A 6691-nucleotide genomic window follows, 5' to 3' on the forward strand; every position below is an offset into this window, starting at 1 on the left:
GTTTTTGAAGAGCCCTGGCAAGCCCACGCCTTTGCCATGACCTTGCAGCTGCATGACAAAGGGGTCTTCACCTGGCCCGAATGGGCCGCCGCTCTGACCCAGGAAATCCGCGCTGGCCAATCACGGGGCGAGGCCAACGACGGCAGTCTGTACTACACGCACTGGCTCAACGCCCTTGAACAATTGGTGATCGAGCGCCAACTGGGCACGCCCGAACAAATCCACGCGCTGGAACACGCCTGGGCCGATGCGGCCGAGCGCACGCCGCATGGCCAGCCCATCGTGCTGAGCCCCACAGAAAGAGGCCCCATTTGAACCTGCGTTTGTGGGCCATGCTGGCCTTGTTGTGCAGCTTGGTGTCCTTGGCGGTCGGCACCTCGTTTGCCAAAAGTCTGTTTCCCGCACTGGGGGCCGAGGGCACTACCGCTTACCGCATCGTGTTTGCCATGCTCATGCTGATGGCCGTGTTCAGGCCTTGGCGGCGCAAGTGGGTTTGGGCCGACGCCTTGCCGCTGGGCTTGTACGGCGTCACGTTGGGCGTCATGAACTTGCTGTTTTACAGCGCCATCAAAACCATCCCCTTTGGCGTGGCGATCGCCATCGAATTCATTGGCCCACTGGCCGTGGCGGTCTGGACCTCAAAAAAAGCCAGCGACTGGCTCTGGGTGGCGCTCGCCGTGGCGGGGCTGGCGCTGTTGCTGCCCCTGCCAGGGGCCGATGCGGCCACCGCGCTCGATGTGACGGGCATGGTGTTCGCCTTCATGGCGGGCATTTGCTGGGCGCTGTACATCGTGTTTGGCCAGCGCGTGGCGCTGCGCTACGGGGCCATGGCCACGCCCATGGGCCTGCTGGCGGCCGCGCTGGTGGTGGCCCCGGTTGGCGTGTGGCACGCGGGCAATGCCTTGCTCAACCCGCAATGGCTCTTGGCGGGCTTGGCCGTGGCTTTGTTGTCGAGCGCTGTTCCTTATGCGCTGGAGATGTTCTCGCTCCACCATCTGCCCAAAAACACCTTCAGCATTTTGCTGAGCTTGGAGCCCGCCGTGGGAGCCTTGGCCGGTTGGCTGGTGTTGGCCGAGCGGCTGACGCCGCTGCAAGGCCTGGCCATTGCGCTGGTCATGGCCGCGTCCATGGGCACGGCCTGGTCGAGCGGTCAGGACAAGCGGGTCACGCCCGGCAACGGGCAAGCGTAAATCGCGTTGCGCATGGCGGCAATGGCTTCGTAGCGGGTGTAGCTGCGCCGCCAAGCCAGCACCACGCGGCGCGTGGGTGGCTTGCCGCCCGCCGGGTCCACGATGGGCAAGTAGCGCACGGGCGACTCGTGCCGCCCGCCTGAGCGCTTGTGCATGGGCTTGAGCTCGGGCACCGACAAGCGCGGCACCAGCGTCACGCCCATGCCGGCCGCCACCATGTGTTTGATGGTCTCCAGCGACGAGCCTTCAAAGGTCTTGCGGATGCCATCGGTCTGGCTGGCGTAGCGCGCAAATTCTGGGCACACCTCCAGCACATGGTCGCGAAAGCAATGGCCCGTGCCCAGCAGCAGCATGGTCTCGTTCTTCAGCTGCTCGGGGGTGATGTGGGCCTCTTTGGCCAGCGGGTGGTTCAGCGGCAAAGCGGCCATGAACGTCTCGTCGTAAAGCGGCGCAATGGCCAGGCCCGACTCGGGAAAGGGCTCGGCCAAAATCGCGCAATCGATCTCGCCCGTGCGCAGCATCTCCAGCAAGCGCACAGTGAAGTTTTCTTGCAGCATCAGCGGCATTTGCGGCATGTCGGTGATGATCTGGCGCACCAAATCGGGCAACAAATACGGCCCGATGGTGTAGATCACACCCAGCCGCATGGTGCCGGCGAGCGGGTCTTTGCCGCGCTTGGCAATTTCCTTGATCTCGGCGGCTTGCTCCAGCACGCTTTGCGCCTGGCGCACGATTTCATCGCCCAAGGGTGTGACCGTCACTTCGCTGGCGCTGCGCTCGAACAGCTTGACTTCCAACTCTTCTTCGAGTTTTTTGATCGCCAGCGACAACGTAGGCTGCGACACAAAGCACGCCTCGGCGGCCTTGCCAAAATGCTTTTCTCGGGCCACCGCCACGATGTATTTGAGTTCGGTCAGGGTCATGGGCGCTATTTAAACATCAAGCTTTCAGAAACTCGGATTTCCCGCCCAACCACCGGCCAATGTGGCGCTCGGCCAAGTGCGCCTGCCGTTCCAGCATTTGCGGTGCCAGCGCCCGCGCCCAGTCCAGCAAATGGCCGTCGGTCTCCAAATCGGCAAAGCGCAGCAAAGCCGCCCCGGATTGCCGCGCCCCCAAAAACTCTCCGGGTCCGCGAATCTCCAAATCGCGCCGAGCGATCTCAAAGCCGTCGTTCGTCTCCACCATGGCGCGCAGCCGCTCGCGGGCTGTTTCGCTCAGGCGTCCGCCCTCGGGCGTGCCATAAAGCAACACGCAGGCCGACGCCGCCGCGCCCCGGCCCACCCGGCCACGCAGCTGGTGCAGCTGGCTCAGGCCAAAGCGCTCGGCGTGCTCGATCACCATCAGCGAAGCATTGGGCACGTCCACCCCCACCTCGATCACCGTGGTGCTGACCAGCACACCCATCACGCCCGCGGTGAAGAGTTCCATCACCGCCTTCTTTTCGGCCACGGGCATGCGCGAATGCAGCAAGCCCACCATCACGCCCGGCAGCGCTTCGCTCAGGTCAGCGTGGGTTTGCGTGGCGTTGGTCAGGTCCAGTGCTTCGCTTTCTTCGATCAGCGGGCACACCCAATACACCTGCCGACCCTGCTGCAGCTGCGCCCCAATGCGCTCCACCACCTCGTGGCGGCGGTGGTCAGACACCACGCGGGTCACGATGGGCGTGCGCCCGGGCGGCAGCTCGTCGATCACCGACACATCCAGATCGGCGTAATAGCTCATGGCCAGCGTGCGCGGAATCGGGGTGGCCGTCATCATCAGCATGTGCGGCTCCATGCCGGGGGCCTGCATCTTGCTGCGCAAGGCCAGGCGCTGGGCCACACCAAAGCGGTGCTGCTCGTCGATCACGGCCAGCGCCAGGTTTTTGAACTTCACATGCTCCTGAATCACCGCGTGCGTGCCCACCACCAGCGCCGCTTCACCCGACTCGATCAGGGCCAGCATGGTGGCGCGCTCTTTCTTCTTCTGGCTGCCAATCAGCCAAGCCACCTTCACGCCCAGCGGCTCCAGCCAGCCCACCAATTTGGCAAAGTGCTGGGTGGCCAAAATCTCGGTCGGGGCCATCAAAGCGCATTGCCAGCCCGCGTCAATCGCCACCATGGCCGCCAGCGCCGCCACCACCGTTTTGCCCGCGCCCACATCGCCTTGCAGCAAGCGGTGCATCGGCACGTTGCGGGCAAGGTCTTTGGCAATTTCGCGGCCCACGCGCTGCTGGGCATTCGTCAAGCCAAAGGGCAGGGCGGCCAGCAGCTGGCCGGGCAAACCCTGGCCTTTGAGCTTGAGCGCCGGTGCGCGCAACAAATCGCGCTCGCGCTTGGCGGTGAGTTGCGACAACTGCTGCGCCAGCAACTCCTCGCACTTCAGGCGCACCCAGGCCGGGTGGCTGCGGTCTTCCAAAGCGGCCAGCGACACATCGGGCGTGGGGTGGTGCAAAAACTGCAACGCATCGCGCAGCGTCCAAGCGCCACGCGGGTCCGGCCAAGCAATGCCTGCGGGCATGGTCTCGCTCAGGTCAGCATGGTTCAGCCCGGTGATCACGGCGCGGCGCAAATACGCCTGCGCCAGCCCCGCCACGGTCGGGTACACCGGCGTCAGCGCCTCGGCCAAGTTGCCACCCGCCGCCTTAAAATTGGGGTGCATCATGGTCAGCCCCATGAAGCCGCCCTTGACCTCGCCCCGCGCCCGAATGCGGTTGCCCACCGCCAGCGCCTTTTGGTGCGAAGGGTAAAAGCTGAAAAACCGCATCACGCAGGTGTCCGATCCGTCGTCTACCGTCACCAGCAACTGGCGGCGCGGGCGCAGCGTGATCTCGCACGCCGTCACCGTCGCCTCGATCTGCGCCGTGTCGCCCTCGCGCACATCGCGCAGCTTCACGATGCGGGTCTCGTCCTCGTAACGCAGCGGCAGGTGCAGCGCCAGATCAATATCGCGCTTGAGCCCGAGCTTGATCAGCGCCTTTTGGGGTGCGCTGAGCGTTTTGGCGACAGGCGAGGGTGGTGGGGCTGGCATGGCCCGATTGTGCCGCGACTGGCCCGGCCTGACACCCGAGGCCAACGAGCCCTGGTGCAGGCGCGGCAGCCATACAAGGCAACACGCACTTGCCGCGATCGGCGGCTCAGGTTTTGACTGGGCGGGCCAAAGTCAGGGCAGTGGTCACATCGCGCACGGTCTTTTTGTCCGCCATGGGCAAGGCCAGGTAGCGGATCATCTGCTCTTTGTCCACCATGTTCAGGCCCTGTTCAGACATGGAGTGCTCACTGACTTGCAGGCTGGCATGAGGCTGGCCAAACCGCAACGCATCTGGGCTGACCTGTAGCCATTCGGCCAAAACGCGAAGCTTGTCTTGGGTGGGTATCGCCTTGCCCAACAGCCAGTTTCGAGCGGTGTGGGACGTGATGCTGCGGCCCCAATACCGCAGGTTGAACTCATTGGCGACCACCGTCGGAGAAGTGCTAACGCCACTGTCTTCCAAAGACTGGCGCAGTCGCAAAGCGAACGATTGGGTTTCGGTGAGTGTTGACACCCCCTGAAAATAAGCCTGTACGGCCTTGCCAATGTAAATACAAATCAAATATTTTGTTAAATTAAATCTTTATTTATCACAATTTTGTGGTCTTGACCCTGTAGCCCAGCACCAGCGTTTCTACATTTGGGCGACGTGTCAACGCCCGAACTGCTCAAGTTGCTGCCTCAGTTCAGGCAACTTTCGAATCAGAGGTTTGAAATAACCATCCAGCAAACCCTGGTCAGGCGTTTTCAGCTCTTGGGTCAAAGCTTGGAGGTAGTCCATTTTCTTGGAGCTGGACCAGTCAATCGAAAAGTTGGCACGCGAACACAGCTCTGTGTGAACAATCAACATGGTCCTGCGAGCTGCAGACCAAGGTGACTACCAACTTCTGCTTGCGTTTGTCCGCAGTTGAGCGCGCATGCATCAAAATTTTGAAACCATGACAGATCCACCAGCCGCAGCGCTGCAAGGGTCTGGGCGAGATGAACCCCACCTTAAAGATCCGAATAATCATGTCGTCAAAACCTTATTTTGACAACATGACTGGGGTGACGTGTACTCGCCAAGAACATAAAGGCGCTCTCATGTTTGAAAAATTGAATTATTGCGACACGTTTGCTTGACGTGTCGCTCTTGAGAACATATTCTTCAAACATGTTTCAATAATTCAATTCCAAGTACATGTACGACATCGAAACCGTTTGGCAGCCAGATCGGGCGCACAACCAGTTACCGACACTGCCTCCGGGGCACGACCTGGAAAGCAAAGCAGTGCTGCGTGCCTGCATTACGGCCCGCGTTGCATTGGCCGAGCTGAAACAAGCCGCCGAGCTGATCCCCAACCAGACCATGCTCATCAACACGATTCCGCTGCTGGAGGCCAAAGACAGCTCGGAAATCGAAAACATCGTCACCACCACCGACCAGCTGTTCCAACACGCGGATGGCGATGGGCAAGCCGATCACGCCACCAAAGAAGCCTTGCGTTACCGAACCGCACTGCACCATGGCTATCGGTCACTCCAATCCAGGCCACTGTGCACGGCCACTGCCGTTGAAGTTTGTCGCACCCTCAAAGGTGCAGACATGGATATCCGACGAACACCCGGCACCCAACTGACCAACGACCGGACGGGCGAAGTGATCTACACACCGCCGGAAGGGGAAGACCGGTTGCGAACCCTGCTGGCCAACTGGGAACGGTTTCTGCACAACGAAACCGAACTGGACCCATTGATACGAATGGCCGTTGGGCATTACCAATTTGAAGCCATTCACCCCTTCACGGACGGCAACGGACGCACAGGCCGTGTCATCAACATCCTGTTTCTGCTCCAGCAAGAGCTGCTGAACCTGCCCATCCTCTATTTGAGCCGGCACATCATCGCGAACAAAGCCGACTATTACCGCCTTTTGCTGGAAGTCACACGGGACCAGGCTTGGGAGCCTTGGGTCTTGTTCATGCTCAAAGCGGTGGAAGAAACATCGCGATGGACCACCGGAAAGATCGCGGCCATCCGGCAGTTGGCCGAACACACCACCGAACACGTACGGCTGAGCTTGCCCAAAATCTACAGCCGCGAGCTGGTCGATGTGATCTTTGAACAGCCCTACTGCCGAATTGGCAACCTCGTGGACAAGCATATTGGTCAAAGGCAAGCCGCATCGCGGTATTTGAAAGAGCTCGTGGCCTTGGGTGTGCTGCGCGAGATGACCCATGGGAAAGAAAAGCTCTTCATTCACCCCAAATTGATGCAATTGCTCAGCCGGGACAGCAACGGGTTTCAAGCGTACTAGGCGGTCAACCCAAACACCACACTCATAGGCTGGCTGCCCTGGTGTGATTCGTAGACCACGCGGCCGTGGTAGGTGAAGGGGGCCGCTTTGCCTGCGGCCAGCTTGTTTTTGCGCACAAACAAATGGATGTCGATGCCCAAAGCGGCGTGGCGGATGATCTCTTGGCCGCGTTTGCTGGTCGGGTCGGTGGCGTTCT

The 6691-nt window shown here is 61.0% G+C and carries 8 protein-coding genes; 3 read left to right on the forward strand and 5 right to left on the reverse strand.

From position 1 onward, the window contains the following. Together Q0341_RS01375 and Q0341_RS01380 are read left to right on the forward strand one after the other, a co-directional pair. Positions 1-315: nitrile hydratase accessory protein (locus tag Q0341_RS01375; protein ID WP_299510035.1), on the forward strand; the 315-nt coding region annotated here is incomplete at its 5' end. 17 nt (positions 316-332) lie between these two features. Beyond that, positions 333-1190, forward strand: a complete 858-nt coding sequence (locus Q0341_RS01380; protein WP_299510046.1) for an EamA family transporter — start codon at positions 333-335, stop codon at positions 1188-1190. Here the strand turns inward: Q0341_RS01380 and Q0341_RS01385 are convergent. The 4 genes from Q0341_RS01385 to Q0341_RS01400 all read right to left on the reverse strand — a co-directional run bounded on the left by Q0341_RS01385 (position 1151) and on the right by Q0341_RS01400 (position 5049). After that, positions 1151-2113 carry a LysR substrate-binding domain-containing protein gene (locus Q0341_RS01385; RefSeq protein WP_299510036.1) on the reverse strand — a complete coding sequence of 321 codons (963 nt, stop codon included), beginning with the start codon at positions 2111-2113 and terminating at the stop codon, positions 1151-1153. The two genes, Q0341_RS01380 and Q0341_RS01385, sit on opposite strands and share 40 nt — an antisense overlap. A gap of 16 nt (positions 2114-2129) precedes the next feature. Continuing rightward, positions 2130-4199, reverse strand: a complete 2070-nt coding sequence (gene recG, locus Q0341_RS01390) for an ATP-dependent DNA helicase RecG (protein ID WP_299510038.1) — start codon at positions 4197-4199, stop codon at positions 2130-2132. Between the two features lie 106 nt (positions 4200-4305). Continuing rightward, complete coding sequence (locus Q0341_RS01395) at positions 4306-4713, reverse strand: hypothetical protein (protein ID WP_299510040.1); 408 nt, start codon at positions 4711-4713, stop codon at positions 4306-4308. Positions 4714-4851: 138 nt separating this feature from the next. Next, complete coding sequence (locus Q0341_RS01400; RefSeq protein WP_299510041.1) at positions 4852-5049, reverse strand: hypothetical protein; 198 nt, start codon at positions 5047-5049, stop codon at positions 4852-4854. A 330-nt stretch (positions 5050-5379) separates the two neighbouring features. On the opposite strand from Q0341_RS01400, the gene fic reads away from it, so the two are divergent. Then, the gene (gene fic / locus Q0341_RS01405; protein ID WP_299510042.1) at positions 5380-6495 is read left to right on the forward strand and encodes a protein adenylyltransferase Fic; all 1116 of its coding nucleotides are present in this window, start codon (positions 5380-5382) and stop codon (positions 6493-6495) included. Here fic and Q0341_RS01410 read toward each other — a convergent pair. Beyond that, positions 6492-6691: DUF3427 domain-containing protein (locus Q0341_RS01410; RefSeq protein ID WP_299510044.1), on the reverse strand; the 200-nt coding region annotated here is incomplete at its 5' end. The genes fic and Q0341_RS01410 overlap by 4 nt on opposite strands.

The sequence above is a fragment of the uncultured Limnohabitans sp. genome, assembly GCF_937889215.1.
Taxonomy (GTDB): Bacteria; Pseudomonadota; Gammaproteobacteria; order Burkholderiales; family Burkholderiaceae_C; genus Limnohabitans_A.

Bases quoted from the DNA above. Each gene is read 5' to 3' on its own strand.
- Q0341_RS01380 (WP_299510046.1), top strand. From the start codon at position 333: ATGCTGGCCTTGTTGTGCAGCTTGGTGTCCTTGGCGGTCGGCACCTCG.
- Q0341_RS01385 (WP_299510036.1), bottom strand. From the start codon at position 2,113: ATGACCCTGACCGAACTCAAATACATCGTGGCGGTGGCCCGAGAAAAG.
- recG (WP_299510038.1), bottom strand. From the start codon at position 4,199: ATGCCAGCCCCACCACCCTCGCCTGTCGCCAAAACGCTCAGCGCACCC.
- Q0341_RS01400 (WP_299510041.1), bottom strand. From the start codon at position 5,049: ATGTTGATTGTTCACACAGAGCTGTGTTCGCGTGCCAACTTTTCGATT.
- fic (WP_299510042.1), top strand. From the start codon at position 5,380: ATGTACGACATCGAAACCGTTTGGCAGCCAGATCGGGCGCACAACCAG.